Genomic DNA, 25,449 nt, shown 5'->3' with positions numbered 1-25,449 from the left:
GCTCGCGAAGATCGCGCTCCCCCGGCACTGTGCGGATGTGACCCACGCCAGCACCCGCACCCGTACGCTCGCTCCGCCGCCTCCCACCGTCGTCCGCCCCGGCGGCGGTGGACGCGCCCGCCTCCGGCACGCCCACCTGGTGACGGCCGGTACCGCCCTCGCGCTGTTCGCCGTGGCCCGGCTCATGGGCGCGGCCGTGCTCGCCGCGACCGCCTGGGCCCGCGAAGGGCACCCGGTCGCGCTGCTCGCCCGTTCCTGGGACTCACGGTGGTACCTGGGCATCGCCGCCCACGGCTATGTCCGCACCCAGCACGTCCGGCCCTCCGTCGTCCGCAGCGACCTGGCGTTCTTCCCGCTGTACCCGGGCCTGGTGCACTCGCTCGCCACGCTGACCCCGCTGAGCGGCGGCGGGGCGGGCCTGGTGGTGTCGTGGACCGCGGCGGCCGCCGCCGCGTGCGGGATCTACGCGATCGGCGCCCACCTGTACGGCCGCGCGGTGGCCACCGCGCTGGTCCTGCTCTGGGGCCTGCTGCCGCACTCCGTCGTGCTGACCATGGCGTACACCGAACCGGTGCTGACCGCGTTCGCCGCCTGGTCGCTGTACGCCGTCCTCACCGGCCGCTGGGTGTGGGCGGGCACGCTGGCGGCGCTGGCGGGACTGTCCCGGCCGAACGGTTTCGCGGTCGCGGCGGCGGTCCTGGCCGCCGCGGCGTACGAGGTCTGGCGCGGCCTCGGCCGGGTTTCCCACAGGCTGTGGACGGGCGCGGCCCTCGCGCCACTGGGCTGGGGGTCGTACGTCCTGTGGGTGGGCCGGCGCGAGGGCGACCTGCTGCACGGCTACTTCCGGGTGCAGCGCCTGTGGGGCTCGACCTTCGACCTCGGCCACGGCTCACTGCACTCCATCAAGCACCAACTGCTGCACGGCGGCCCCTTCGCCTTCGCCATGACGATGGTGATCGTGGCGACGGGCGTACTGCTCTACGCCCTCCTGGTGGCCGACCGGCCCCCGCTCCCCCTGCTCGTCTACAGCGGAGTCCTCCTCCTCATCGCGGTCGGCGGCTCGGGCTTCTTCGAGTCCAAGCCGCGCTTCCTGCTGCCGGCGTTCCCGCTCCTGCTGCCCCCGGCCCGCGCGCTGGTCCGGACGGCGAGAGCCCGGCCCTGGCACGCGACCCTGGTGGTCGCGGCCCTGGCCGGGCTCTCGTTCGCGTACGGCGCGTATGTGGTGGTGTACGCCCACACACCGCTGTAGCCGAAACGGTCAAACGGGACGGAGGACTACTCCTCGTCGTCCTCGGGCTTCTCCGCCTCGTCGACTTCCTCGGTGAGGCCGAGCTGCTCGACCAGCCAGCGGTCGAACTCGATGGCGGCGCGCACCCAGCTGACCGTCGAGGACACGAAGTGGTTCAGGTCGACGCCGGTGCCGATCAGCATCTGCGCCTCACCGATCAGACGGACGGTGCCGTCGTCATGGGTGTGGCTGTAGACCTTGGGCCACAGGGTGCGGCGGTTCCAGTCGTCGATCGACTCCAGCAGTTGCGGCTTGGCGTCGATCTCGTGGGGACGGTCGTAGAACGTCCGCACCGAGAAGACGAGCTGGTCGTCCTCGCCGCGGAACATGAAATACGTACGGAACTGCTCCCACGGCGCCGCGAGGTCACCCTCGTCGTCGACGACATACTTCAGCTCCATCTGGTCGAGGAGCTGCTTCACGAGGTCCTGATCCGGGACGACGGGGCCCGTCGGTCCTTGGGGCTCGGGCTGGCCCCCGAAGTTCGGAATCGAGGACGGGTCGATGCTCACCGTGTATTTCCCTTCGTACGGATTCCGCCATCCTCCCCCATGCGGGGAGGGGGGTGGCAACCCCCGCCCCCGCGGGTTCACCGCTCGTTGGCAGAATTCAGCTCAGAGCGTCTTGCCGGTCGCCGGCCCCACGATCAGCCCCTCCCCGAAGGCGTCCACGCGCACCGTGTCGCCGTCCTTGACCTCGCCCGCCAGGATCTCCTTGGCGAGGCGGTCGCCGATCGCCGTCTGGACGAGGCGGCGCAGGGGGCGCGCGCCGTAGGCCGGGTCGTTGCCGTTGTCCGCGAGCCAGGCCAGGGCCTCGTCGCTGACTTCCAGTGTGAGCCTGCGTTCGGCCAGGCGCTTGGCGAGGCGGTCGATCTGGAGGCCGGCGATGCGGCCCAGCTCCTCCCGGTTCAGGGCGGAGAAGACCACCAGGTCGTCGAGGCGGTTGAGGAACTCCGGCTTGAAGGAGGACCTGACCACCTGGAGGACCTGTGCCTTCTTCTCGTCCTCGCCGGTGACCGGGTCGATCAGGAAGTTGCTGCCCAGGTTGGAGGTGAGGATCAGGATGGTGTTGCGGAAGTCGACCGTGCGGCCCTGGCCGTCGGTGAGGCGGCCGTCGTCGAGGACCTGGAGCAGGACGTCGAAGACCTCCGGGTGCGCCTTCTCGACCTCGTCGAGCAGGATCACCGAGTACGGGCGCCTGCGCACCGCCTCGGTGAGCTGACCGCCCTCCTCGTAGCCGACGTATCCGGGCGGGGCGCCGACCAGCCGGGCCACGCTGTGCTTCTCGCCGTACTCCGACATGTCGATACGGACCATCGCCCGCTCGTCGTCGAAGAGGAAGTCGGCGAGGGCTTTGGCCAGTTCGGTCTTGCCGACGCCCGTCGGGCCGAGGAAGAGGAAGGAGCCGGTGGGGCGGTCCGGGTCCGCGATGCCGGCGCGGGTGCGCCGTACCGCGTCGGAGACCGCCTGTACGGCCTCCCGCTGGCCGATGAGGCGACGGCCCAACTCCTCCTCCATGCGCAGGAGTTTCTGGGTCTCGCCCTCCAGGAGGCGGCCTGCGGGGATGCCGGTCCAGGAGCCGACGACGTCCGCGATGTCGTCGGGGCCGACCTCTTCCTTCACCATCGTGTCCTTGGCAGCCTCCTCCTCGGCCTCGGAGGCCTCCTCCAAGTCCCGCTCCAGGGAAGGGATCTCGCCGTAGAGCAGCTTGGAGGCGGTGTCGAAGTCGCCGTCGCGCTGGGCGCGTTCGGCCTGGCCGCGCAGTTCGTCGAGCTTCTCCTTCAGCTCGCCGACCCGGTTGAGGGACTGCTTCTCCTTCTCCCAGCGGGCGTTGAGACCGCGCAGCTCCTCCTCGCGGTCGGCGAGGTCACGGCGCAGCTTCTCCAGCCGCTCGATGGAGGCGGCGTCCGTCTCCTTGTCGAGCGCCAGCTCCTCCATCTTCAACCGGTCGACGGAGCGCTGGAGTTCGTCGATCTCGACGGGGGACGAGTCGATCTCCATACGCAGCCGGGAGGCAGCCTCGTCGACGAGGTCGATCGCCTTGTCGGGCAGGAAGCGGGAGGTGATGTACCGGTCGGAGAGGGTGGCGGCGGCGACCAGCGCGCTGTCCGCGATGACGACCTTGTGGTGGGCCTCGTAGCGGCCCTTCAGGCCGCGCAGGATCGCGATCGTGTCCTCGACCGTCGGCTCCGCGACCAGCACCTGCTGGAAGCGGCGCTCCAGCGCCGGGTCCTTCTCGATGCGCTCGCGGTACTCGTCCAGGGTCGTCGCGCCGACCATGCGCAGTTCGCCGCGGGCCAGCATCGGCTTCAGCATGTTGCCGGCGTCCATGGCGGAGTCGCCGCCCGCGCCGGCGCCCACGACGGTGTGCAGCTCGTCGATGAAGGTGATGATCTGGCCGTCGGAGTCCTTGATCTCGGCGAGGACGGTCTTGAGCCGCTCCTCGAACTCGCCGCGGTACTTCGCGCCCGCGACCATCGCACCGAGGTCCAGCGAGACCAGCCGCTTGTTCTTGAGGGACTCCGGCACGTCCCCCTTCACGATCCGCTGCGCCAGCCCCTCGACGACGGCGGTCTTGCCGACGCCGGGCTCGCCGATGAGGACGGGGTTGTTCTTGGTGCGGCGCGACAGCACCTGCACCACCCGCCGGATCTCCTGGTCCCGCCCGATGACGGGGTCGAGCTTGCCCTCGCGCGCGGCGGCCGTGAAGTCCGTACCGAACTTCTCCAGCGCCTTGTACTGCCCCTCGGGGTCGGGTGTGGTCACCCGGCGCCCTCCCCTGCTCTTCTGAAACGCGTCCAGCAGCTTCTTCGCGCCGGCCCCCTGCTGGGAGAGTACGTCGCCGGCCGCGCCGCCCTTGGCGGCGATACCGATCAGCAGGTGCTCGGTCGAGACGTAGTCGTCGCCGAGGTCCTTCGCGCGCTCGCCCGCGTCCGCGAGCACGGCCAGCAGCTCACGGCTGGGCTGCGGGGGCGCGACCGTGGAACCGGTCACGCTGGGCAGCGCGCCGAGCACCCGCTCGGCCCCGGACCGCACGGCGGCCTGGTCGGCGTCGACGGCGGCCAGCAGGTCGGTGATGTTCTCGTTGTCCTGCCCCTCCAGCAGGGCAAGCAGCAGATGCGCCGGGGTCAGATCCGCGTGCCCCCCGGTCACGGCACGCTTGCTGGCCGCGTTGATCGCGTCCCGGCTCCTGTTGGTCAGCTCGGCGTCCACGTTCCGGTACTCCTCCTCCTACAGCCTTCGTGCACGGACTGACTCGGTCAACGTGCACAAAGTTGAGTCTATTCCACTCAAGGCAGTGGCGGGGAGGATCGAGGGACTAAGTTCCGGGACCATGGCCTCATATCCGGTCGACCCGGACGATCCCGACCCGTCGTACCTCACCTTCTGGCAGGAACGACATCTGTGCACCCTCACGACTCCGCGCCCCGACGGCAGCCCGCATGTCGTGCCCGTCGGAGTGACATACGACCCCGAGGCGCGACTGGCTCGGGTCATCGCGAACAAGTCGAGCAGAAAGGTGGCGAACGTACTGGCCGCCGGCCCCCTCGGGGCACGGGTCGCCGTGTGCCAGGTGGACGGGCGGCGCTGGGCGACGCTGGAGGGCCGGGCCTTCGTACGCGTGGAGCCCGACCGGGTCGCGGAGGCGGAGCGCCGGTACGCCGAGCGCTACGGGCGGACGCCGTCGCCGAACCCGTCCCGGGTGGTGATCGAGATCGAGCTGACGCGAGCCCTGGGGAAGGGCTGAAGCGATCAGTTCCGGCCACTGACGCCGGGCCCATACCCGAACATTCCGCACAAACTGCAGCGGCGTCACCGTGTTCAGGTCACGGTGACGCCGCTGCGGGGGGAAGCACCTGAGCGATCTTTTACGACGGGGGAATCGCGTCAGGCACTGCGGGGGGTGGCTGAGATGGTCTGGACGTCGGGGGCATCCGGTTCCACCAGCCGGTGGTCTCGCTGGTCAAGATTCACAAAGATCATTCCGTACCGGATGGCACATCGCACTGGCTGCGGCGCCCCCCGAGGCCGCCGCAGACACCGGTACGCCCGCACGTCCTCGTCCTCGTCCCGCGTCACCACGACCGGCTCGCCGAACACGGTCACCATGAGCGAGTCACCGCTGTGGGGGATGGCGGTGGCCAGATCGATGAAGTGCCAGCCGGAGCGGTAGGCCGTGGCCATTTCGCGGCGGAAGGAGCGGTCGTCAGGAGGCGTCGTCATGTCAAGACCATTGGGTATCGCCGGGCGTGGCCACAACAACGCTGTCCACGACCCCATCGGCCTTCACCACTGACCACTGTGTGTCCGCACGTGTGTCGCTCTTCGTACCGGAGAGGCCACTCAGCGTTCCGAAGGCCACAACGGCGGAGAAGGCGGCGACAAGCACCGAGCGAAGCATTCTCTTACGCATAGTCGGCTTCGTCCTCACTTGAAGGTCCCCTCTTCCCCCGTCAGATAAGACGATGGCTCATTCAGGCACGTCATGACCACACAATGAGTGCATCATGTTCCTGCATGTTCAGGACCCTGGGGGGTGGAGATTTGACGACAAATCCGACAGAAGCGACACATCCCCACACCATTGCTGAACTGTGTGAGGAAGGAAGGCGCGTATACGCCAAAGCTCTACGCACCGGACGAGTCGCCCGTGTGGAGGTGGAGGCCGCTCCCTGCCTGATGGAGTTCTCCCTTCTGCACTCGGATCCCGACGACGAGAACTGGCTGCGGCCGGTACCCCCCTCGGTGGCCCTGTCTCTGCGGCTCAATCCGCTCGAACGTGAGATCTCCGAACGCCGGCGCACGTCCATGGAGCTGGCCGAGCTCTTCGAGCCGTTCATGATGCTGACCGCCCAGGGTTCGGCCCCCGCGCACTCGATCACCGTGCTGGAGGGTCTCGACCGCATCAACGCGGCCCTCGACCTGGCCACGGACCAGTGCCGGAACGAGGTGCTGACGGTCCAGCCGAGCGTCCGGCATCCCGAGCGCAGGATCATCGAGGGGCTGGAACGCGACAAAACCCTCACCGAGCGGGGAGTCCGCATCCGAACGCTGTACCAGCACACGGCCCGCTACATCCCCGAGCGGCTGGCCTACGTGGACCAGTTCGCCAACGGCAAGGTGGAGTACCGCACCATCGACGAACTGGTCGAGCGCCTCGTCATCTGTGACGAGTCTGTCGCCTTCATCCCGATACGCGACGACCGACAGGTCGCCCTGGAACTGCGCCACCCGGGTCTCGTGAGCTACCTGATCAAGGTCTTCGAGTTCATGTGGAGCCGCGCGGTCCCGCTGAGCGCCGGCAGCCCCTACGAGACCGCCGCCGATGGCATCACTGACATCCAGCACTCGATCGCCAAGCTCCTCATCGAAGGCCACGTCGACGAGGCGATCGCGCGCCGCCTGGGCATGAACGTGCGCACCTGCCGCGCCCACATCGCCAAACTGGCGACGGCCCTGGGCAGTGGTAGCCGGGCCCAACTCGGCTTTCTCATAGCCCAGTCGGGGATCCTGGAGCAGGACCACTCCACGCACGGGGGAGACAGCCACCCGTGACCGCAGCGCATCCGCACAGCGCGGAGGACCTCTGCGCGGCGGGGACGGAGCTGTACGAACGTGCCCTGCGCGAAGGGCATGTGAGCAGCTCCGAGGCCGAACCGGCACCCTGTCTGCTCGACTTCGGTCTGCTGACCCACTCCGTCAGGGACCTACGCCGACTGGAGCCGGTCGCCCCCGCGGTCGCCCTCCACCGGATGCTGCGGACCATGGAGGAGCGCGTCGCCGACGAGCGGCGGCGCGAGCAGCGGCTGACCGAGACCTTCGAACCGCTGCTGCGGATCGACGGCCGCCACATGGGAACAGAGCACGCATCGGCTCTCGGCGTGCTGAGCGGCCTCGACCGGATCAGCACCGCCATCACCCGGGCGATGGCCGACTCCTCGGGCGAGGTCCTAGCCATCCAGCCGCACATCACGCACACCACCTACACGGCCCCCGAAGTCCACGTCGAAGCCCTGGCCCGCGACCAGGCCCTGCTCGACAGGGGCGGCCGCATCCGCACGCTCTACCAGCACACCCTGCGCCACGCGCCGTCCGTCCTCGCCCGCTACGAGCGACTCACCGGCGATGTCGAGGCGCGCACCCTGGACGAGATCCCGGACCGGCTCATCATCGTGGACCGCGCGGTCGCCTTCCTCCCCGCCAACGAGGACCGCACCCTCGCGCTGGAAGTCCGCCACCCCTCCCTGATCACCTTCTGCGTCACGGTCTTCGACCGCCTCTGGCACCTGGCCACCCCCATGTACCCCAAAGCGGTACAACAGCCCTCCCTCAACGGCGTCCCCCCACGCCAGCGGGCCATAGCGAGCCTGCTCATAGAAGGCCACACCGACGCCGTCATCGCCGACCGCCTCGGCATGAACATCCGCACCGCCCGCGTCCACATCGCCAAACTCGCCGCCACCCTCGGCAGCGAAAGCAGAGCCCAACTCGGCTACCTCATAGCCCAGTCGGGAATCCTCAACCAGGACCACCCGACACCGGGAGGAGATGGCCCGCTGTGACCGAGACGCACCCGCACGGAGTGGAAGAACTCTGCGCGGAGGGTCTGACCCTGTATGTCCGCGCGCTGCGCGACGGGCGACTCAGTGCCGAGGACGCGGACACGTCACCCTGCCTGGCCGACCTCGGACTGGTGCACCCCGACCTCGGGGACCCCCGGTGGCTGCGACCGGTCACGCCCGCTTCCGTACTGCGTCGGCTGCTACGGCTGTCCGCGGAGCGCATCGCGGACGAGCGGCGCCGTGAGGAGCGCCTGGAGACCGTCTTCGCCCCCCTGATGCAGCTCGACGGCTCCCGTACGGCGGCCATGGACGCCCCGACGGTCACCGTCCTGAGCGGCATGCGACGTATCAACCAGGCCATCACCGAGTCCATGGATGACGCGACCGGCTCGTTGTTGGCCATACAGCCACACGACAGCCACATCCGGCGGGACCCCGAGGTCCACGTCGAAGCCCTGGCCCGCGACCAGGCCCTGCTCGACCGCGGCGGCCACATCCGCACGCTCTACCAGCACACCCTCCGCCACGCGCCGACCGTCCTCGCCCGCTACGAACAGTTGCGTGGCGACGCCGAGGCCCGCACCCTCGACGAGGTCACCGACCGCCTCATCATCGTCGACCGGGCCGTCGCCTTCCTCCCCGCCAACAAGGACCGGACCCTCGCCCTCGAAGTCCGCCACCCCGCTCTCATCGCCTTCTTGGCCACCACCTTCGACCGCCTCTGGCACCTGGCCACCCCCATGTACCCCAAAGCGGTACAGCAGCCCTCCCTCAACGGCGTCCCCCCACGCCAGCGGGCCATAGCGAGCCTGCTCATAGAAGGCCACACCGACGCCGTCATCGCCGACCGCCTCGGCATGAACATCCGCACCGCCCGCGTCCACATCGCCAAACTCGCCGCCACCCTCGGCAGCGAAAGCAGAGCCCAACTCGGCTACCTCATAGGGCGGTCGGGGATTCTCGATCAGCGGGAGTGAGCTGGGCCGGCACCTCCGGAAGGCCCGGCACGTCCGGCATGCGTGACGAGGGGCTGTCCAGGCCCGCCTGGGCGATGCGCACCCCGAGCTGGGTACGGCTCGCCGCGCCCAGGGTCTCCGACAGGCGGGCGATATGGGCCCGGCAGGTCCGCACGCTTATGCCCAGCCGTTCCGCGATCACCGCGTCCTGGTGGCCGTCCGCGAGCAGGGCCGCGATGGACTGTTCGCGGTGCGAGATGCCCTCGATGCCGGTGTCCGGGAGGGCCGCCGCGACGGGGATCGCCAGGCGCCAGAGGCGGTCGAAGACCGTGACGAAGTAGTCGATCAGCGCCGGGTGGCGCAGTTCGAGGGCCATCGTGTGGTCGGCGTTGGCGGGGATGAAGGCGACCGTACGGTCGAAGAGGATGAGGCGGTCGACGACCTCGTCGAGCGTCCGTGCCTCGACCGCGTCGCCCATCAACTCCAGGTAGTTCAGGAGGCCTTGGCCGTGCCGGGCGACGTGGGTGTACAGGTCGCGCATCCGCACCCCGCGCGAGCGCAGGGCCAGGGCCCGGTGCAGGCCCTCGGTGAGTTCCGGTTCGCGGCGGATGCCGCCGGGCTGGACGGTGAGGACCTCGCTCGTGCAGGCCTCGGTCGCGTCGTCCATCGCGGCCTGGATGCGCGAGAGTCCGTCCAGGACGCGGATCGCGGCGCCCTCCAGGGACGCCGACGCCGAGGCGGACGCCTGGATACGGCGGCCGAGACCGGCGTACCGCTCGAAGGCCTCGACCGCCGAACCCACCCGCCGGTGGCTCTCGCTGACCTCGTCGTAGACCCCGCGCAGCAGCCGGGTCATGACCTCCTGCGGGGAGGTCGGCACCAGCCAGTCCATGTCGTCGGGGTCGGGGTGGAGAAGGGCCAGCTCCAGCAGACACGGCACCGGCTCGGCGTCCGTGCGCGGCACACGGCCCCGCCGTACGGCCCGGGAGTACACGAGGTCCCCGGCATCGCACAGTCGGTCAGCACCGTGTGGATGCTCGTCCGCCCCGTGCCCGGTCATCGCCCATCCCACCCCGGTCTCCGCCTCTTCCGCAGCGCAACTATGCGCGGACCGGACCTGCTCCGCAACACGGCTCCCGCTCGAACGGGAGCCGAATACCTACGATTCAGCCCGCTATCTCCTGGCCTCCGAGCCTCGCGTTGCAACAAGCTGGGGGGTTGTGGATCAAGGTCGGCGATCGTCTCGTCGCATCACTTTCCGCGTGAGCTGCCGGAAACCACTCAGAGATCGTCGTGTTACGTACCGCCTCTAACGTCCCCTCATGGCGGACATATTTGACGCATACGCGTTGGCCGATGCGTGGGACGAGATGTTTGTGCGGCCGGGTGAGGTCAGAACCGCCTACGAGCCGGTACTGGCGGCACTCCAGCCGATCGAGCCGAGTGAACTGCGTTTCCGCGCGGACCAGATGGCCCGCGCGTTCACCGACCGCGGGGTGACCTACGCCTTCGCCGGCGAGGAACGGCCCTGGCCGCTGGACCTGGTGCCGCGGATCATCGACGCGCTGGAGTGGGACCTCATCCAGCGGGGTGTCGCCCAGCGGGTGCGGGCCCTGGAGGCCTACCTCTCCGACGCCTACTCGCACTGCCGTGCCTTCGAGGACGGTGTCGTGCCCTGGCGGCTGCTCCTCAACTCGGCCCATTTCCACCGGGCCGCGCAGGGCGTCGAGCCACCGGGCGGAGTCCGCATCCACGTCGCCGGCATCGACCTCGTACGGGACGAGGCCGGGGAGTTCCGGGTGCTTGAGGACAACGTGCGGGTACCGAGCGGGGTTTCGTACGTCATCGAGAACCGCAGAGCCATGACCCGGATCTTCCCCTCGCTCTTCGCCGAGCAGCACGTGGTCCCCGTCGACGGGTACGCGGGACGGCTGCTGGCGGCCCTGCGGTGCGCGGCGCCCGCCGGCACCCAGGACCCGAGGGTCGTGGTCCTGACCCCCGGCCCCAGCAACGCCGCCTACTTCGAACACGCCCTGCTCGCCCGCCTGATGGGCGTGCAGCTGGTGGAGGGCCACGACCTCGTCTGCCGCACCAACCGGGTGTGGATGCGGACCACGCGCGGCGAGGTGCCGGTCCACGTCGTATACCGGCGGCTCGACGACGACTTCCTCGACCCGCTGCACTTCCGCCCCGACTCGGTGATCGGCTGCCCGGGCATCATGAACGCCGCCCAGGCCGGAAACGTCACACTCGCGAACGCGGTGGGCAACGGCATCGCGGACGACAAACTCCTCTACACCTACGTCCCCGACCTCATCCGCTACTACCTCTCCGAGGAACCGATCCTCCCCAACGTGGAGTCCTACCGGCCCGACGAGCCAGGCCAGTTGGAGGCGGTCCTCGACCAGATCGACCAGCTGGTCGTGAAGCCCGTCGACGGCGCCGGCGGCCAGGGCATAGTCATCGGCCCCAAGGCGGACGCGAAGACCCTCGAACGCACTCGCAAAGCGGTCGCCGCCGACCCGCGCGGCTGGATCGCCCAGCGCCCGGTCGCGCTCTCCACCTCCCCCACCCTCGCGGGCGAACGCATGGCACCCCGCCACATCGACCTCCGCCCGTTCGCCGTGAACGACGGCACCGACGTCTGGGTGCTCCCCGGCGGCCTCACCCGGGTCGCCCTCCAGGAGGGCAACCTGATCGTCAACTCCAGCCAGGGCGGCGGCTCCAAGGACACCTGGGTGCTCGCCGAGGGCCCCGCCGAGCACCCCGCGCCACCGGCCCCGGACGGCACCCTGCCCGAGGTGGTCCCCCGCCAGCTCGGCCCCGACGGCAACCCCACCGCCGTACAGGAAGGAGCGCAGCAGCAGTGAACGACGTGATCCTCTCCCGGATAGCCGAGTCCCTCACCTGGACGGGCCGTTACGTCGAGCGGGCCGACGCCACCGGCCGCATCCTCGACGCCTACCTCCACCGCCTCCTCGAAGACCCCTGGCGCGACGAGGACATGGCCTGCCGGTCGCTGTACGCGATCCTCGGCGTCGACGCGGGCGGTGAACGCGTGGACATGCAGCAGGTGTTGGACCAGCTCGCCTTCGACGCCCGCTCGACGTGCTCCATCGAGGGCGCCCTGGGCGCGGCCCGCCTGAACGCGCGCAGCGCCCGCGAGGCGGTCTCCTCGGAGATGTGGGAATGCCTCAACTCCACCTGGCACGCCCTGGCCGACCAACGCCTGGCGGCCCGCCGCACGGGCCCCTACGCCTACCTCGAACTGGTCCGCAGACGCGCCGCGTTGTTCTTCGGCCTGGCGGACTCGACGATGAGCAGGGACGACAGCTGGCGCTTCGTGGTGCTGGGCCGAAGCCTCGAACGGGTCGACATGACCGTACGACTGCTGTCGGTACGGGTGTTGGACGCGGCGCACGCGCCCGACTGGCCGACGCTGCTCAGCGCGAGCGGCGCCGACGAGGCGTACGCGCGCGTGTACGGCGGTTTCGGCGACACCCCCAGGGTGGCCGAATTCCTCCTCCTGGACCGGGACTTCCCGCGCTCGGCACTGCACGCGCTGACCACGGCCGAGGAGTGCCTGACCGCGCTCGGCCGCACCCGGCAGGACCCGGCACGTCGCCCCATCGGCCGACTCCGCACCCGCCTCGAATACCTGGACTCGCACGCCCTGGAAGACCAACTCCCCGCCCTGCTCAAGGACTTGCAGCACGCCTGCATGGACTCGGCGGAGGCGGTGGCGGAGTTGTTCTTCCCGTACCAGGGCCCCGTCGAGTGGGCCCAGGAAGGAGCCTGAAATGACCCCGACCCCGACCCGTAGGCTTCGCATCCGCCACACCACGCGCGTGTCGTACGCCCAGGCGGCCGTCTCCTCGCACAACGAGGTCCGGATGACCCCGCTCACCCTCCCCGGCCAGACCACACTGGACGCCCGCGTGACGGTCAACCCGACCACACCCACCTGGTCGTACTGGGACTACTGGGGCACCCAGGTCACCGGCTTCGACCTGATGGACCCGCACGAGGACCTCACGATCACCGCGTCGAGCCTGGTCGAGACGTCCCCGCCGGAGCCGCTCGCCCCCGCCCCCACCTGGCAGGAGGTGACCGAACGGACCACGAACTCCCGCCTGTTGGAGTTCATCGCCCCCACGGCCCGTACGACGGTCCCGCCCAGGCTGGTGAAGAAGGCGCGCAAGGCGGCCGTAGACCTGGACCCCCACGAGACGGCGGTGGCGGTCTCGGCCCTGGTCGCCGACCGCGTGGCCTACCTCCCCGGCGTCACAGGCGTGAACACCTCCGCGGCAGAGGCCTGGGAACAGGGCGCGGGCGTCTGCCAGGACATAGCCCACGTCACGATCGCCCTCCTGCGCGCCCTCGGCCTCCCCACGCGCTACGTCTCCGGCTACCTCCACCCGGAACGGGACGCCGAACTCCACCGCCCGGTGGCCGGCCAGAGCCACGCCTGGATCGAGTACTGGGCCGACGACTGGTGCGGCTACGACCCGACGAACCGCACCCGGGCGAACGAGTCGCACGTGGTGGTGGGTCGGGGGCGGGACTACGACGACGTGACGCCGCACAAGGGGATCTACCGGGGGGTGGCCGGGGGGCCGCCGGAGGTGACGGTGGAGTTCACGCGGGTGGGGTGAGCCGGGAGGCTGGGGACCCGGGGGTTCCCAGCCTCCCGGCCCCGCCACCATAAAACCCCCACCCGAAGTCCCCCACCCCTACATCGACTTCCGGGAAAATCTCCCCGCCGGTCATCCCGGTTCAGCACACTGGGACGTACGGGGAGGCAGGGACACACATGGACGTACTGCTGGGGCTCACGCCGGACGGGGACGCGGACCCCGAGGAGAGTGAGCGGCTCGCGGCCCGGCTGCGGGCCGAGTTGCGGGAACTCGACCTGGACGCGCTGCGGTTGAGTGCCGCGTCCGGTGGCGACGGTGTGCCGCCCGACGGGGCCAAGGGGGTCGATCCGGTCACCGTCGGGGCCGTGGTGCTGGCGCTGAGCGCGCCCGCCGGGGTGCTCACCGCGCTCGTCGAGACGCTGCGGGACTGGCTCGGCCGGCAGTCCGCGCGGAACCGTGTCTCGGTGACCATCGACGGCGACACGATCGAGCTGGAGCAGGCGTCCGCGGCCGAACGCCGGGAGCTGGTCGACGCGTTCGTGCGCCGGCACCGCTCGGGGAGCGAGTAGGCGTGGGGCGCAAACTGGCCCTGCTGATCGCGACGTACGCCTATCAGGACGAGGGGCTGCGGCAGTTGACCTCGCCGGGGCATGACGCGGAGGCGCTCGCTGAGGTGCTGCGCGATCCGGACATCGCCGGGTTCGACGTCACCATCCTCGTCAACGAACCGCACCACCGCATCGGCCAGGCCCTCGGCGAGTTCTTCCACGACCGCCGCGGCGACGACCTCACCCTGCTGTACTTCACCGGCCACGGCCTCAAGGACGACGCGGGCCGGCTCCACCTCGCCGCGACCGACACCCGCCGCGACAACCTCCTGTTCACCTCGCTGCCCGCCGAGCAGATCGACCGGGCGATGAGCGGCTGCATGTCACGTCGGCAGGTGCTGATCCTCGACTGCTGCTACAGCGGCGCCTTCCCGGCCGCCACCCGGCTCGCCACCAAGGCCGACGGCGAGGTCCACAGCCTGGAGGCCTTCCAGGGGCGCGGACGCACCGTGCTGACCGCGTCGGACGCCACGCAGTACTCCTTCGAGGGCGACCAGGTCACCGGCAGCGCCCCGCAGTCGGTCTTCACCCGGCACCTCGTCCAGGGACTGCGCGAGGGCACCGCCGATCTCGACGCCGACGGCGACATCACACTCGACGAGCTGTACGCCTACGTCCACGACCGGGTCGTAGCCGAAATGCCGCAGCAGCGGCCCAAGCGGCAGGACAACGTCGAGGGCCGTATCGTCATCGCCCGGAACATCCACTGGACTCTGCCCGCACATCTCCGGCACGCCCTGCGCAGCCCGCTCGCGACGGACCGGCTCGGCGCGGTGGAGGCGCTCGCGCATCTGCACCGCGTCGGCAACGAGACGGTACGCGGGCGGGCGGAGGAGGAACTCCGGCGGTTGACGGACGACGACAGCATCAGCGTGTCCAGGGCGGCGACGGCCCACCTCCAGGACCGGCCCGCCGAAAGAACCGGAAAAACACCCGCTCCGGCCCCTGCTCCAACTCCCGCCCCCGCCCAGCCCGTTCGCGCCCGGCCGGTGCCCGGCACCGAGCGGTGGAGCCTGCAGACCGGCGGCTGTGTGCGGTCCGCGCCGGCCGTGGCCGACAGGGTCGTGTACGTGGGAAGCGACACCGGCGCCCTGTACGCCGTCGACACGGTCACCGGGCAGCAGCGGTGGTGCTGCCCGCTGGGCGGCGGCCCTGTCCGGTGCGGTCCGGCGGTCGGCGACGGTCTCGTGTTCGCCACCGTGGCCCGGACGCTGTTCGCGGTCGACATCCACACCGGACAGATCCGCTGGGAGTCCACTCTGCGCGGCGATGTGTCCCAGACCGTGGGCGTCGCCCATCGGCGGGTGTACGTCGGAGCCGGCAGGGTGCAGGTCTTCGACACCGAGGACGGCGGCCTGGACTGGCAGGGCCCGGTGAACGGCGCGTCCTACTACCAGTGGCTGGTGATGGCGGGACCGGTGACCATCGTCGGCAACCGGGGCAAGCACGTGTACGCCGTCGACAACTCCACCCGGCGGCTGGGCTGGAGCACCCGCATCGCCGGCGCCTACCCCGTCTCCGGCCCGTCCGCCCTCTCCGGCCGGCATCTCTACGTCGGCGACCGGCGCGGCGAGCTGCACGCCCTCGACCTCTCGGACGGGCACAGGGCGTGGCGCTACGACACCGGCGGCCCCGTGCGCTCCGCCCCCGCGGTCGCGGACGGCACGGTGTACGTCGGCAACGACGACGACCGTATGTACGCCTTCGACGCCCTCACCGGCGAGATGCGGTGGCGGTTCACCGCCATGGCGCCCATCCGCTCCACCCCGGCGCTCGCGGGCGCCACGGTCTACTTCGGCAGTGACGACGGCCACGTCTATGCCGTGGACACCGGCACCGGCCAGGAGCGCTGGCGCTTCCCGACCGGCAGACCCGTCGCGTCCTCGCCCGCCGTCACCGACGGAGTCGTGTACGTGGGCGGCGACGACGGCCGGCTCTACGCCGTCGAAGCCACCGGGTGAACGACCTCGGCCGCTACTTCAGCCCGATCGCCGAGCACGCCGACTTGTAGGTGGCCGTGCAGATGTCGGAGATCTTGTAGATCCCGTCCGCGACCACCGTCGACTTGATGTTGTCCTTCGTCAGCGCGACCACGGACACCAACTGCGCCGGGATCTTCTTGTTGCTGGGGCTGTCGACCGTGTCACGGGTGAGGGCGTCGAACTCGATGTCCCTGCCCTGGACATGGGCGACCGCGATCTTCGCGGCGGCCTCGGCGAGGTCGGGGTAGGGCTTGTAGACGCTCATGTACTGCTCGCCGGTGACGATCCGCTGCACGGCGGTGAGTTCGGCGTCCTGGCCGGTGATGGGCGGCATGGTCGTCACGCCCGCCGCCTTGAGGGCCTTGATGATGCCGCCCGCCATCGCGTCGTTGGCGGAGTACACCGCGGCGATGTTGTTCTTGCCGAGCTTGTCGATCGCCTCGGTCATCTCCTTCTGGGCCACGTCCGGGTCCCAGGCCTTGGTGTTGTAGCTCGCGGCGACCGTCACCTTGCCCTGCAGCTCGGACAGCGCCCCGCCCTTGAACACCGCGGCGTTGGGGTCGGTCGGCGAGCCGTTGATCATGACGACCTTGTCGGAGGTGTCCACGTTGCTGCCCAGCGCCTCGACCAGCGAGCGGCCCTGCACCTCGCCGACGAGTTCGCCGTCGAAGGAGACGTACGCGTCGATCGGCCCCTCGGCCAGGCGGTCGTAGGCGATGACCGGGATGCCGGCGGTCTTGGCCTTCTTCACCATGGTCCGGATGGCGTGCGAGTCGACGGCGTCGAGCACGATGATGTCGACCTTGTCGTCGATCATCTGCTGCATCTGCTTGTCCTGCACGGCCGCGTCGCCACCGGCGTTCTCGTACTCGGCCTTGCCCTTGTTGGCGGTGAGTTCCCGGATCTTCGCCTTCATGATCGGGTAGTCGAACTCCGCGTACCGCGTGTTCGTCTTCTCCGGCATGAGCACACCGACCGTGATGTCGTTGCCCTTCGCCGGAGTCGCGTCCGAGCTGCTCCCCGACGAGTTGAGCACGCCACAGGCGGCCAGGGGGAGGGCCAGCGAGGACGCGGCCACGGATATGGCGATACGACGCATTGGTGAGCTCACTTCTGGTGCCGTCCGGACGTGGGTGCAGCGTTACAACCCAGGTGACTGAAAAGCCAACGCGGCTGCCACTACCGGCGTCAAGCGGAACCACTTAACGAGATGGCAACGTCACGTTCCGCTTGGTATGTGGAGGCCTCGCGAAATCACCTCCAAATACTCTTTACGGACCGTCCATCCAAAGGGAGTTCATGGGAAGGCAAAGATCGGCACAACCAACTCCTTTCCGCACGAGTCGCGATCATCGACGGCCACGCGCCGCCACGAACGGTCCGACAGCGAAACGTACGAACCCAGCCAGGTTGCACGCGAAGGGGCCCGGAGACGTTTCTCGTCTCCGGGCCCCTTCGTCGCGAGCGGGTCAGTCCTTGGGGCGTTTCGGGCGCCACACCACCAGCGCGCTGGTCTGCTGGACCTCCTGGTACGGGACCAGGTCGCGGCGGTACGACGCGTGCACCGCCGCCTCGCGCTGCTGCATGGTCGCCGCCGCGCCCTCGACCGCCGCCTGGAGTTCGGCGACGCGCTGCTGGAGGGCGACGACCTGGTTCTCCAGCTCGATGATGCGCTTGATGCCGGCCAGGTTGATGCCCTCGGTCTGCGACAACTGCTGGACGGTGCGCAGCAGTTCGATGTCGCGGGCCGAGTAGCGCCGGCCGCGCCCGGCCGTGCGGTCCGGGGAGACCAGGCCGAGGCGGTCGTACTGGCGCAGCGTCTGCGGGTGCAGACCGGAGAGCTGGGCCGCCACCGAGATGACGTAGACCGGGGTCTCTTCGGTCAGCTCATACGGGTTGCGTCGACGGCCGGTCGAATCCATGGCTCTCTCATGCTCCCTTCGCGGCCTGGAACAGCTCCGCCCGCGGGTCCTCGCCCGCGGTCGCCTCGCGATACGCCTCCAGCGCGTCACGAGCATTCCCCGTCACGTCCTTCGGGACACTCACCTCGACGGTCACGAGGAGATCGCCCCGGGTGCCGTCCTTGCGGACCGCGCCCTTGCCGCGGGCCCGCATCGTACGGCCGTTGGGCGTGCCCGGCGGCAGCTTGAGCGTCACCGGCGGCCCGCCCAGGGTGGGCACCCTGACCTCGCCGCCCAGTGCCGCCTCGGCGAAGGTCACCGGGACCGTCACCGTGAGGTTGTCGTCCTTGCGGCCGAACACGGGGTGCGTGTCGACGTGCACCATGACGTACAGGTCTCCTGCGGGACCGCCCCGTTCACCCGGCGCGCCCTTGCCGCGCAGCCGGATGCGCTGGCCGTCGGTGACCCCCGCGGGGATCCGGACCTGCATGGTCCGCGAGGACTTGGCGCGCCCGCTGCCCTTGCAGTCCATGCACGGGTGCTCGGCGATCAGGCCCCGGCCCTTGCAGTCCGGGCACGGGTCCGTGAGCGAGAAGCCGCCGCCGGAGCCCCGCGCCACCTGGCCGGTGCCGACGCAGGTCGGGCACACGCGCGGTGTGCCGTTCTTGTCGCCGGTGCCCGAACAGGCCTTGCAGGGCGCCTGCGAGGACATCCGCAGCGGCACCGTGGCACCCTCGATGGCCTCCGTGAAGCTGAGCGTGACCTCGGACTCGATGTCCTGGCCGCGCCGGGGCTGCGTACGGGTCGTGCCCGTGCCGCCGCGGTTGAACAGGCCCCCGAAGACGTCACCGATACCGCCGCCGAAGCCGCCGGCACCCGCGCCGCCGCCCTGCGCGCCGCCTCCGAAGAGGTCGCCCAGGTCGAAGTTGAAGTTGCCGCCGCCCGCGCCGCCCGGCCCCGGGCGGAAGCCGCCGTTGCCGAACAGTGCGCGGGCCTCGTCGTACTCCTTGCGCTTCTTGGTGTCACCGAGGACGTCGTGCGCCTCGGAGATCTCCTTGAAGCGCTCCTCGGCCTTGGTGTTGCCCTTGTTGGCGTCCGGGTGGAACTCGCGGGCGAGCTTCCGGTACGCCTTCTTGATCTCGGCCTCGGTGGCGTCCTTGGGGACGCCGAGGACCTTGTAGTAGTCCTTCTCGATGAAGTCCTTGGTGCTCATCCTCGACGCCCCTCCTTTCGATCGGTCCCTATTGCGTCAGCCCTCCTCAGGGCCGTTGTCCTTCTCCTCGCCGGCCTCGGCCTCGGACTCGTCCTTGGCCTGGGCGCCGGGCTGCGGCTCGGCGACCGCCACCCGCGCGGGGCGGATGGTGCGCTCGCCGATGCGATACCCGGGCTGAAGGATCGCCACGCAGGTCGTCTCGGTGACATCCGGCGCGTACGAGTGCATCAGCGCCTCGTGGATCGTCGGGTCGAAGGGCTCGCCCTCCTTGCCGAACTGCTGCAGTCCCATCTTCGCCGCGGCGGTCTCCAGGGATTCCGCCACCGACTTGAAACCGCCGACGAGTTCACCGTGTTCCCGCGCGCGGCCGATGTCGTCGAGCGTGGGCATCAGCTCGGTCAGGAGGTTCGCCACGGCGATCTCCTTGACCGCGATCCGGTCCCGCTCGACCCGGCGGCGGTAGTTCTGGAACTCGGCCTGGAGCCGCTGGAGGTCCGCGGTGCGCTCGTCGAGCGCCTTGCGCACCTGGTCCAACTGGGCCGTCAGACCGGCGATCTGAGCACTTGCGTCCCCTGCCGGGGCCGCCCCCTCCCCACTGGAGGGGGAGGCGGCCTGCGGCTCGGCGTCGTCGGGGGTGGCGCCGGAGGGGACGTCGGGCTTCTCGTCGAAGCCCGGGGTCTCCTCCGTCACGCGGCACCGTCCTTGCGCTCGTCGTCCACGATCTCGGCGTCCACCACGTCGTCGTCCGCCTTGGGCGCCTCGGCACCCGGGGCGTCGCCGCCCGCGGCCTGCGCGGCCTGGGCGTCGGCGTACATGGCCTGGCCGACCTTCTGCGAGACCGCGGCGACCTTCTCGGTCGCGGTGCGGATCTCGGCGGTGTCCTCGCCCTTGAGCGCGGCCTTCAGCTCCTCGACGGCGGCCTCGACCTCGGTCTTGACCTCGCCGGGGACCTTGTCCTCGTTGTCCTTGAGGAACTTCTCCGTCTGGTAGACGAGCTGCTCGCCCTGGTTGCGGGACTCGGCGGCCTCGCGGCGGCGGTGGTCCTCGTCCGCGTACTGCTCGGCCTCCTGGCGCATGCGGTCGACCTCGTCCTTCGGCAGCGAGGAGCCGCCGGTGACGGTCATCTTCTGCTCCTTGCCCGTGCCGAGGTCCTTCGCGGTCACGTGCATGATGCCGTTGGCGTCGATGTCGAAGGAGACCTCGATCTGCGGGACACCGCGCGGGGCCGGCGGCAGACCGGTCAGCTCGAACATCCCGAGCTTCTTGTTGTACGCCGCGATCTCGCGCTCGCCCTGGTAGACCTGGATCTGCACGGAGGGCTGGTTGTCCTCGGCGGTGGTGAAGATCTCGGACCGCTTGGTCGGGATCGTCGTGTTCCGCTCGATCAGCTTGGTCATGATGCCGCCCTTGGTCTCGATACCGAGGGACAGCGGGGTGACGTCGAGGAGCAGGACGTCCTTGACCTCGCCCTTGAGGACACCGGCCTGGAGGGACGCGCCGATGGCGACGACCTCGTCCGGGTTGACGCCCTTGTTGGCGTCCTTGCCACCGGTCAGCTCGCGCACGATCTCCGCGACGGCGGGCATCCGGGTGGAGCCACCGACGAGGACCACGTGGTCGATCTCGTTGATGGAGATGCCGGCGTCCTTGATGACGTTGTGGAACGGCGTCTTGCAGCGCTCCAGCAGGTCGGCCGTCAGCTGCTGGAACTGAGCCCGGGTGAGCTTCTCGTCCAGGTGCAGCGGGCCCTCGGCGGAGGCGGTGATGTAGGGCAGGTTGATCGAGGTCTCCGTGGAGGACGACAGCTCGATCTTGGCCTTCTCGGCGGCCTCGCGGAGGCGCTGGAGGGCCATCTTGTCCTTGCCCAGGTCGACGCCGTGACCGGCGGCGAACTGCTTCACCAGGTAGTCGACGACCCGCTGGTCCCAGTCGTCACCACCGAGGTGGTTGTCGCCGTTGGTGGCCTTCACCTCGACGACGCCGTCACCGATCTCCAGGAGGGACACGTCGAAGGTGCCGCCACCGAGGTCGAAGACGAGGATCGTCTGGTCGTCCTTGTCGAGGCCGTACGCCAGCGCCGCCGCCGTCGGCTCGTTCACGATGCGCAGGACGTTCAGGCCCGCGATCTCGCCGGCCTCCTTCGTCGCCTGGCGCTCGGAGTCGTTGAAGTAGGCCGGGACGGTGATGACCGCGTCGGCCACCTTCTCGCCCAGGTACGCCTCGGCGTCGCGCTTCAGCTTCTGCAGGATGAAGGCGCTCATCTGCTGCGGGTTGAAGCTCTTGCCGTCCAGCTCGATCTTCCAGTCCGTGCCCATGTGGCGCTTCACGGAGCGGATGGTCCGGTCTACGTTCGTGACCGCCTGGCGCTTGGCCACCTCTCCGACGAGCACCTCGCCGTTCTTGGCGAAGGCGACGACGGACGGCGTGGTCCTGGCGCCCTCTGCGTTGGTGATGACGGTGGGCTCGCCGCCTTCAAGAACGCTGACGACGGAGTTAGTCGTGCCCAGGTCGATGCCGACCGCACGTGCCATGGTTGATTCCTCCAGCAATGACTTGAGTGGAACGGACTCAAGTGTGCACGACACTCATCGCTGGGTCAACAGAGCTGAGTCGAGCGGACTCAACTCTTATCCGTTCCTTACACGCAACTGCGCCCTGACCTGCGACGATACGGCACGCCGCACCCCGTAGACCGAGACTTTGAGCAGTCCCAGTACGACCACGGCGGCCCCGCCGACCACCCACATCACGGCGGATTCGGCCGCCCATCCGTTGTGCACGAGCACCCCGACGAGCACCCCGGAGAAGCCTCCGATCGAGAGCAGCACCACCGCCCCCTGCGGAGTGAGCCCCAACCGCCGCAGCCGGTGGGCGAGATGGTCGGGCCCGCCCCGCGCCAGCGCCCGCCCGGCCAGCCGCCGCGACAGCAGCACCAGTACGGCGTCGGCGCTCGCGACGGCGGTGAGCGCGAACAGCACGCCCGCGCTGGACGCGAGATCGTGCCCGCTCCGGGTGACCACGGCCGCCGAGGCGAGCACGAAGCCCGTGAACAGCGACCCGCACGCCCCGAGCGCGATCCGCGCGGGATGCCAGTTGTGCATCAGGAACCCGGTCAGCGCGGCGGCCAGCACACTGAGCAACACCGCGAGCCCGTCCATCACTTCCATCGCGGCACAGGCCCCGATCCCGAAGGCGGTGATCACCCCCACGGTCCCCGCGAGCCCGTCGGCGTGATCGAGCCCCTTGAAGGCGGCGGCCACGAACGCGATCCAGGCCGCTGCCAGCAGCCCGCCGGGCACCCCGATCTCGCCGTACGGCACGACACAGGCCGCCGCCACCGCCGTACCGAAGACCAGGAACCTCGTCTTCAGCCGCCATACGTCGGCGACGAGCCCGAGCGCGGCCACGGCGGACCCGGCGACCAGCAGTCTGCCGACGTCGTCGCCGAGCGGCGCGACGCCGGTCCAGTCGCATCCCCAGGTCACCGAGGCGACGGCGATCACGACGGCGAGTCCCCCGAGCAGCGGTACCGGGCGCGTACGCCGTCTGCGGTCGAGGATGCGCGCACGCAGGGCGGGCACCCGGAGCAGTGCGGCGAGCACGGCGGAGAGGAGCAGGGCGGTCGTGGCGGCGAGAATCCCGTAGAGCACGGATCTAAATTAGACGCAAATGTACCAATTCAGTACGAATAACACGATCAGACCGTCACAGGTTTTTAAGGCGACCCTCAGCGACATAGATCACCGCACGGCTGGCTACAGTGCGACGGAGAATGGGGGTAATCTCGGTCGGACCGATTAAGTTACCGCTTAGTAATGTTCTTCGTTCGGTAATGACCCCTCGCAGGCCCGAGGAGCCCTGAAATGCAACTCGCCGCGATCATCGTGTCGCTGGTTCTGATCGTGGTCGGTGTGGCGCTGTTCGCCCGCGCCGTCCTGCAGATCTACACCTTCATGCGACTCGGCCAGAACGTGCCCGCGGGCACCCGCACCGACGAGCCCGTCCAGCGCACCGTCACCGTGGCCAAGGAGTTCCTCGGCCACACCCGGATGAACCGCTGGGGCATCGTCGGCGTGGCGCACTGGTTCGTCGCGGTCGGCTTCTTCTCCCTCCTGCTGACGATCGTCAACGCCATCGGCCAGCTCTTCCAGGCCGACTGGCTGCTGCCGGTCATCGGCGAGTGGGCGCCGTACAACATGTTCGTCGAGTTCATCGGCACCATGACCGTGCTCGGCATCCTCGCGCTGATCGTGATCCGCCAGCTCAGCAAGCCGAACAAGCCGGGCCGCAAGTCCCGCTTCGCCGGCTCCAACTTCGGCCAGGCGTACTTCGTCGAGGCCGTCATCCTCATCGTCGGCGTCTGCATCTTCATGCTGCACGCGCTCGAAGGCGCCCAGCACCACGTCGACGCGTACGAGGCCTCCTTCTTCATCTCGTACCCGGTGGTCTCGGCACTCCGTCACCTGGACGTCTCCACGCTCCAGAACCTCACGTACCTGTTCGCCGGCGTGAAGATCGCGACCTCCTTCATCTGGATGATCACGGTCGCCCTGAAGACCGACATGGGCGTCGCCTGGCACCGCTTCCTGGCCTTCCCGAACATCTGGTTCAAGCGCAACGCGACCGGTGAGACCTCGCTCGGCGCCCTGCTCCCGATGACCAGCGGCGGCGAGCCGATCGACTTCACCGACCCGGGCGACGACGACGTGTTCGGCGTATCGCAGGTCGAGCAGTTCTCCTGGAAGGGCCTGCTGGACTTCTCCACCTGCACGGAGTGCGGCCGCTGCCAGTCGCAGTGCCCCGCGTGGAACACCGGCAAGCCCCTCTCCCCCAAGCTTCTGATCATGTCCCTGCGCGACCACGCGCACGCCAAGGCGCCGTACCTGCTCGCGGGTGGCGGCAAGTCCATGGAGGGCGAGGAGAAGGCGACCGAGGAGCAGCTGGCCGGCGTACCGGCCGCGGCTCTGGCGGAGGCCGAGCGCCCGCTGATCGGCACCGCCGAGGAGAACGGCGTCATCGACCCGGACGTCCTGTGGTCCTGCACCACCTGCGGCGCCTGCGTCGAGCAGTGCCCGGTCGACATCGAGCACGTCGACCACATCGTCGACATGCGCCGCTACCAGGTGATGATCGAGAGCGCGTTCCCGTCCGAGGCGGGCACGATGCTCAAGAACCTGGAGAAGAAGGGCAACCCCTGGGGCCTCGCCAAGAAGCAGCGCCTGGAGTGGCTCAAGGAGGTCGAGTTCGAGGTCCCGGTCGTCGGCCAGGACATCGAGGACCTCACCGAGGTCGAGTACCTGTACTGGGTCGGCTGCGCGGGCTCCCTTGAGGACCGCGCCAAGAAGACCACCAAGGCCTTCGCGGAACTCCTCCACATCGCGGGCGTCAAGTTCGCGATCATGGGCGGCGACGAGAAGTGCACGGGTGACTCGGCGCGGAGGTTGGGCAACGAACCCCTCTTCCAGGAGCTCGGCATGGAGAACGTCATGGCACTGAACATGGCGTTCGGCGAGGAACTGGACGACGACGGCAAGGTGGTCGCGGAGTCCGCGAAGCCCAAGTCGGCCAAGAAGATCGTCGCGACCTGCCCGCACTGCCTGAACACGATCGGCAACGAGTACCCGCAGCTCGGCGGCGACTACGAGGTCATCCACCACACCCAGCTGCTCCAACACCTGGTGGACGAGGGCAAGTTGATCCCGGTGACGCCGGTCGAGGGCATCATCACCTACCACGACCCGTGCTACCTGGGCCGCCACAACAAGATCTACACGCCCCCGCGCGAGATCATCGCGAGCGTCCCGGGCCTGCGCAACGAGGAGATGCACCGCCACAAGGAACGCGGCTTCTGCTGCGGCGCGGGCGGCGCCCGTATGTGGATGGAAGAGCGCATCGGCAAGCGCATCAACAACGAGCGCGTGGACGAGGCCCTGTCCCTCAACCCGGACATCGTCTCCACGGCCTGCCCCTTCTGCCTCGTGATGCTCACGGACTCCGTGAACGGCAAGAAGAACGACGGCAAGGCCAAGGAGTCGATCCAGGTGGTCGACGTGGCCCAGCTCCTCCTGGAGTCGGTCAAGAAGCCGGCCGACGACGAGCCCCCGGCGGGCGAGTCGGAGACCGAGAACGCCCCGGAGCCCCAGCCGGTGAAGTGACCACCGGCCGGTCCGCTACGACGACGCCCCGCCCCCTCTCCGGAGGGCGCGGGGCGTCGACGTACCCGTGGATGGTGTAGCGGGCTACACCCCCGATCCGGGAGAGCGGTCCCTCGTGGCGGCGAGCGCGCGACGGGATCGTAGAAG

21 protein-coding genes are annotated in these 25,449 nt (G+C 69.5%); 11 read left to right on the top strand and 10 right to left on the bottom strand.

Translation table 11 applies throughout. The annotated features are described in order from the left end of the window. Positions 1-184: 184 nt before the first annotated feature. Positions 185-1,249, top strand: a complete 1,065-nt coding sequence (locus AB0M63_RS12935; RefSeq protein ID WP_366019489.1) for a hypothetical protein — start codon at positions 185-187, stop codon at positions 1,247-1,249. A 26-nt stretch (positions 1,250-1,275) separates the two neighbouring features. Here the strand turns inward: AB0M63_RS12935 and AB0M63_RS12930 are convergent, their stop codons facing one another. Continuing rightward, positions 1,276-1,800 (bottom strand): YbjN domain-containing protein, encoded by a 525-nt coding sequence (locus tag AB0M63_RS12930; RefSeq protein WP_355917794.1) that lies wholly within the window; start codon positions 1,798-1,800, stop codon positions 1,276-1,278. A gap of 102 nt (positions 1,801-1,902) precedes the next feature. After that, positions 1,903-4,500, bottom strand: a complete 2,598-nt coding sequence (gene clpB, locus AB0M63_RS12925) for an ATP-dependent chaperone ClpB (protein ID WP_366019382.1) — start codon at positions 4,498-4,500, stop codon at positions 1,903-1,905. Positions 4,501-4,621: 121 nt separating this feature from the next. Here clpB and AB0M63_RS12920 point away from each other — a divergent pair, with 121 nt between their 5' ends. Further along, positions 4,622-5,035: a TIGR03618 family F420-dependent PPOX class oxidoreductase gene (locus AB0M63_RS12920; protein WP_366019381.1), complete on the top strand. Its 414-nt coding sequence runs from the start codon at positions 4,622-4,624 to the stop codon at positions 5,033-5,035. Between the two features lie 140 nt (positions 5,036-5,175). Here the strand turns inward: AB0M63_RS12920 and AB0M63_RS12915 are convergent, their stop codons facing one another. Next, positions 5,176-5,511 (bottom strand): hypothetical protein, encoded by a 336-nt coding sequence (locus tag AB0M63_RS12915; protein ID WP_266770105.1) that lies wholly within the window; start codon positions 5,509-5,511, stop codon positions 5,176-5,178. Positions 5,512-5,805: 294 nt separating this feature from the next. Between AB0M63_RS12915 and AB0M63_RS12910 the strand changes: the two genes are divergently transcribed. Genes AB0M63_RS12910 through AB0M63_RS12900 form a run of 3 tightly spaced genes read left to right on the top strand, consistent with a single transcriptional unit; the run spans position 5,806 to position 8,827 of the window. Beyond that, on the top strand, positions 5,806-6,843 hold the full coding sequence (locus tag AB0M63_RS12910) for a helix-turn-helix transcriptional regulator (RefSeq protein ID WP_366019380.1): 1,038 nt from the start codon (positions 5,806-5,808) through the stop codon (positions 6,841-6,843). Continuing rightward, complete coding sequence (locus AB0M63_RS12905) at positions 6,840-7,850, top strand: helix-turn-helix transcriptional regulator (protein WP_366019379.1); 1,011 nt, start codon at positions 6,840-6,842, stop codon at positions 7,848-7,850. Before AB0M63_RS12910 ends, AB0M63_RS12905 begins: the two co-directional genes overlap by 4 nt. Next, positions 7,847-8,827 (top strand): helix-turn-helix transcriptional regulator, encoded by a 981-nt coding sequence (locus AB0M63_RS12900; RefSeq protein ID WP_355917778.1) that lies wholly within the window; start codon positions 7,847-7,849, stop codon positions 8,825-8,827. Before AB0M63_RS12905 ends, AB0M63_RS12900 begins: the two co-directional genes overlap by 4 nt. Here AB0M63_RS12900 and AB0M63_RS12895 read toward each other — a convergent pair. Continuing rightward, positions 8,790-9,866: a helix-turn-helix transcriptional regulator gene (locus AB0M63_RS12895; RefSeq protein ID WP_366019378.1), complete on the bottom strand. Its 1,077-nt coding sequence runs from the start codon at positions 9,864-9,866 to the stop codon at positions 8,790-8,792. The genes AB0M63_RS12900 and AB0M63_RS12895 overlap by 38 nt on opposite strands. 262 nt (positions 9,867-10,128) lie before the next feature. Between AB0M63_RS12895 and AB0M63_RS12890 the strand changes: the two genes are divergently transcribed. The 5 genes from AB0M63_RS12890 (at position 10,129) to AB0M63_RS12870 (ending at position 16,012) form a co-directional block, all read left to right on the top strand. Then, positions 10,129-11,676 (top strand): circularly permuted type 2 ATP-grasp protein, encoded by a 1,548-nt coding sequence (locus AB0M63_RS12890; RefSeq protein ID WP_366019377.1) that lies wholly within the window; start codon positions 10,129-10,131, stop codon positions 11,674-11,676. Then, positions 11,673-12,605 (top strand): alpha-E domain-containing protein, encoded by a 933-nt coding sequence (locus AB0M63_RS12885; protein WP_355917769.1) that lies wholly within the window; start codon positions 11,673-11,675, stop codon positions 12,603-12,605. Before AB0M63_RS12890 ends, AB0M63_RS12885 begins: the two co-directional genes overlap by 4 nt. A gap of 1 nt (position 12,606) precedes the next feature. Continuing rightward, positions 12,607-13,461 carry a transglutaminase family protein gene (locus tag AB0M63_RS12880; protein WP_355917766.1) on the top strand — a complete coding sequence of 285 codons (855 nt, stop codon included), beginning with the start codon at positions 12,607-12,609 and terminating at the stop codon, positions 13,459-13,461. 158 nt (positions 13,462-13,619) lie between these two features. Then, positions 13,620-14,012 carry a hypothetical protein gene (locus AB0M63_RS12875; RefSeq protein ID WP_366019376.1) on the top strand — a complete coding sequence of 131 codons (393 nt, stop codon included), beginning with the start codon at positions 13,620-13,622 and terminating at the stop codon, positions 14,010-14,012. A 2-nt stretch (positions 14,013-14,014) separates the two neighbouring features. After that, positions 14,015-16,012 carry a PQQ-binding-like beta-propeller repeat protein gene (locus tag AB0M63_RS12870; RefSeq protein ID WP_366019375.1) on the top strand — a complete coding sequence of 666 codons (1,998 nt, stop codon included), beginning with the start codon at positions 14,015-14,017 and terminating at the stop codon, positions 16,010-16,012. A 13-nt stretch (positions 16,013-16,025) separates the two neighbouring features. Here AB0M63_RS12870 and AB0M63_RS12865 read toward each other — a convergent pair whose 3' ends face one another. The 6 genes from AB0M63_RS12865 to AB0M63_RS12840 all read right to left on the bottom strand — a co-directional run bounded on the left by AB0M63_RS12865 (position 16,026) and on the right by AB0M63_RS12840 (position 22,797). Continuing rightward, positions 16,026-17,132, bottom strand: a complete 1,107-nt coding sequence (locus AB0M63_RS12865; protein ID WP_355917757.1) for a substrate-binding domain-containing protein — start codon at positions 17,130-17,132, stop codon at positions 16,026-16,028. A gap of 370 nt (positions 17,133-17,502) precedes the next feature. Next, positions 17,503-17,955 carry a helix-turn-helix domain-containing protein gene (locus AB0M63_RS12860; protein WP_355917754.1) on the bottom strand — a complete coding sequence of 151 codons (453 nt, stop codon included), beginning with the start codon at positions 17,953-17,955 and terminating at the stop codon, positions 17,503-17,505. A 7-nt stretch (positions 17,956-17,962) separates the two neighbouring features. Continuing rightward, on the bottom strand, positions 17,963-19,147 hold the full coding sequence (gene dnaJ / locus AB0M63_RS12855) for a molecular chaperone DnaJ (protein WP_355917751.1): 1,185 nt from the start codon (positions 19,145-19,147) through the stop codon (positions 17,963-17,965). A 36-nt stretch (positions 19,148-19,183) separates the two neighbouring features. Next, positions 19,184-19,837, bottom strand: a complete 654-nt coding sequence (grpE, locus tag AB0M63_RS12850; RefSeq protein ID WP_355917748.1) for a nucleotide exchange factor GrpE — start codon at positions 19,835-19,837, stop codon at positions 19,184-19,186. After that, entirely contained in the window at positions 19,834-21,678 is a 1,845-nt protein-coding gene (gene dnaK, locus AB0M63_RS12845) for a molecular chaperone DnaK (RefSeq protein WP_355917745.1), read from the bottom strand. The genes grpE and dnaK overlap by 4 nt, the downstream gene beginning before the upstream one ends. A 96-nt stretch (positions 21,679-21,774) precedes the next feature. Continuing rightward, positions 21,775-22,797 (bottom strand): MraY family glycosyltransferase, encoded by a 1,023-nt coding sequence (locus tag AB0M63_RS12840; protein WP_366019374.1) that lies wholly within the window; start codon positions 22,795-22,797, stop codon positions 21,775-21,777. 213 nt (positions 22,798-23,010) lie between these two features. Between AB0M63_RS12840 and AB0M63_RS12835 the strand changes: the two genes are divergently transcribed. Beyond that, entirely contained in the window at positions 23,011-25,302 is a 2,292-nt protein-coding gene (locus tag AB0M63_RS12835; protein ID WP_366019373.1) for a (Fe-S)-binding protein, read from the top strand. Positions 25,303-25,449: the final 147 nt, after the last annotated feature.

The organism is Streptomyces sp. NPDC051576 (assembly GCF_040681835.1).
GTDB lineage: Bacteria > Actinomycetota > Actinomycetes > Streptomycetales > Streptomycetaceae > Streptomyces.
The sequence above is the reverse complement of the archived record's forward strand: the minus strand, read 5'-3'. Positions and strand labels throughout refer to the sequence as shown.